This is a genomic window from uncultured Enorma sp., assembly GCA_905210055.1.
Taxonomy (GTDB): domain Bacteria; phylum Actinomycetota; class Coriobacteriia; order Coriobacteriales; family Coriobacteriaceae; genus Enorma.
In genome coordinates this window covers 1-2,875 of record CAJLVH010000184.1, presented here as the reverse complement: position 1 = coordinate 2,875, position 2,875 = coordinate 1, and the positions used below count along the sequence as shown (strand labels likewise).

The window sequence follows — 2,875 nt, the reverse complement described above, 5'->3', positions numbered from 1 at the left end:
TGCCGCTGCGCCGTCGTACGGGTGCCAACTGCCGATGAGGAGTGCTCGGAGTTTTACATCTACCCCTACTCGCTCATCGGGCAGGATTACGCCCGCGTCACGTTCTATGACCCAGGAGACGTTACGTACGAGCAGGCTCGAACCTTTGTCGGCAATTTGGCGCGTACGGTAGAGGCTAGCGGATCCACGGTGCCAACCTGTCTCGATCAGCTGGAGGAGAGATTCCTTGCCCGCTCGAATGACTTTTCATTTGCGTATCGTGAAGTCTTCATGCCCGTAATGGATCAACTAGCTAACTTAAGGAATTCGGTCTTGGGCGCCGGAGCGCGTTTCTGCGAGGCTCTCAATCCCGCGGCGGGAAGTCGGGCGCGGAACATCTCTGGGATAATCGCTCTGTCGCAGTTTTTTGACGCCTGCGTTCCCATCGCCGTTCGCCTCATCGATGTTATAGAAGAATGGGCGCGCGTCGACCGTTCGAAAGAGATTTTCAACCGATTTACCTGCAAAAGCATGCTGGAAGAAATCGGCGACAAGTTTATTATCTCCAGCGATATGTTCTACGACTCCGCCCTCTCCGCCGAAGAGCTCGAAAAGCTGTGCGTTCCCTCACCGAGGCAGCGAGGACTACTTGAGAGGATTTCGCATGCCCTTGTTTTGCTTGGCTTCGACGAATACGGCACAGAAAAGAAAAACGAAACAGTGATTGAAGTTGATGTAAGCGGAATCATTCGGGACGCTATCAACCACTTCGCGAGCCAGAGTGATTCAGAGCTTCAAAGTCACGTTGTGACCGAGGACGACGACCAAGCAGAGGAGCTCGAAGGAAGGCTCGAGCCTGCTGAACAACAGTCTTCAATGAGCGCGCGCGCTCGAAAGATTCTTGCGGGTCAAATCACCCCCGATCAGTACGATTCGCCCACGGTAATATGTAACCTTTTGGCTCAAAGAACGTTCTTCTTCGATTCGGAAGACATTGCGTGGGACGGCAGGCACCATACGATTACCAACGTCAACGTTAACGCTTCCCAAGCTGAAAACCTCAGCGATGATGCACTCAACACCTTGATGAACGAAACGGGCAATACCTTCGGGGTTGTGCTAACAGAAATCGAGAAGGACGAACTGCTGTTTGTTCCACGCAGTAGAATTGCGAGCGGAATCGAGCAGGCGCTTCCCGAAGGCGACCTTACCGGCATCACACTCTGCTACCTCATCGGATGTCTTGGCGCATTCTCTTGGAGGGGCACAGAAAACTGCTATCAGGTTTATTTCGACCCACGACTTGAGAAAGGTATACCGCAGTTCTTCAGCCTCGTGGCACGACTGATCTGGGATATTCGTGACCAATTTCTCATGTCAGAAGATTCGTTCGACATCGTGTTCTTCAGGACGCGCAATTTTGATGCGGACGCCTTCTTGGGTGATGTTGATGAGCCCGTAATCGGCGCCCAAGACTGCCCGAACTTGCTCAATGTACGCGAACAGCCGAGTGTTGATCTTTCAGATCAAAGCGCAAAAACAAACTGCTAGGAGAACCCATGGCAACACTCATCAGAGACAAGTACGAAGCACACAAGGCGGAGGTCAACGCGCGCTTCGACCAGCTCAAGGCCAACGAGGAGGAGCTCAACCGCATTTTCGCGGAGATCTACAACATGGTGGGCGAGGTACCCATCGAGGTCGAAGACAAGTACGTCTCGGTCGCGCGGATCTTCGACACGGCGGAGGACGTGCCGGAGTCCTTTACCGGTAACCGCTACGTGCGCACGCGCCAAGACGAGATGCGCTCGCTCGTGAGCTACGCCGTGGGCTGCATGTTCGGCCGCTATTCGCTCGACGTGGACGGCTTGGTGCTCGCCAACCAGGGCGACACCGTGAACGAATACCTCGCTAAGATGCCCGACCCCGAGCATGTCACGTTCGTGCCCGACGCCGACGGGATCCTGCCCGTCATGGACGACGAGTATTTCCCAGACGACATCGTCTCCAAGCTGGTGGAGTTCATCCGCGCAGCATATGGCGAGGACACGCTCGAAGAGAACCTCGCCTACCTTGCGGACGGGCTCTATGCAGATGTGGCGGCACGCGCGGCGGCAGAGGGCAAGAAGCTGCCGAAGGGCATCACGGGCACCCCGCGTCAGGTGATCCGCACATACTTCCTAAAGGATTTCTTCGCAGACCACTGCAAGACCTACAAGAAGCGTCCCATCTACTGGCTCATCGACTCCGGCAAGAAGGACGCGTTCAAGGCGCTCATCTACACGCATCGCTACACGCCGGACCTCTTGGCGCGCGTGCGCACGGATTACGTGCACCTGCAGCAGGAGCGCTTGCGCTCGCAGGTGGCGCGTCTGCGCGAAGAGGAGGGGGCTGCTTCCGGCGGCCAGCGTGCGCGCATCGGGCGCGAGCTCAAGGTGCTCGACGAGCAGGCGCGTGAGCTCCAGGGGTTCGAGGAGCGCTTGCATCACCTGGCGGATCAGATGATCGCGCTCGATCTGGACGACGGTGTGAAGGTGAACTACGCCAAGTTGCAAGACGTTCTTGCAAAGATTCGATAGGCAAGGGCAACGCGGTTAAGAATAGGGTAGCGACGCATATGAAAACAGCGGGTATCCAGGAGAGGCTGAAAGGGCTGTTCGAGGCTCCCCAGCGGCATGGCGAGCCCATGGTGGTTGTGTGGGACGACCCTGATGGCGAGTTCGAGGCGCTCGTCGACGAGCTCGAGCTTCCGGGTGTGGAGGTGCTGCGCGATGCAGACGGCGCTCGGTTCGCGGCGAAGCGGCGACTGAACGAGTTGGGATCGGGCGACAAGGCGCTCATCTACCGCAAGCGCGCCGCGCGCGACACAAGGGGCGACTGGTTCGCGGACGCGGTG

General features: G+C 57.3%; 2 protein-coding genes and 1 pseudogene. All 3 read left to right on the top strand.

Features of this window, described 5'->3' with window-relative positions:
• A partial coding sequence (locus QZ079_RS08930) for a hypothetical protein (RefSeq protein ID WP_297037501.1) occupies positions 1-1,530 on the top strand: 1,530 nt, incomplete at its 5' end.
• A gap of 8 nt (positions 1,531-1,538) precedes the next feature.
• Positions 1,539-2,558, top strand: coding sequence for a hypothetical protein (locus tag QZ079_RS08925; protein WP_297037500.1), 1,020 nt, complete (start codon positions 1,539-1,541; stop codon positions 2,556-2,558).
• 38 nt (positions 2,559-2,596) lie between these two features.
• Positions 2,597-2,875: pseudogene (locus QZ079_RS08920) on the top strand (BREX-1 system phosphatase PglZ type A); the annotation flags it as partial.

Excerpts from the sequence above, each read along its gene's own strand:
- QZ079_RS08925 (WP_297037500.1), top strand. The coding sequence starts at position 1,539 with ATGGCAACACTCATCAGAGACAAGTACGAAGCACACAAGGCGGAGGTC.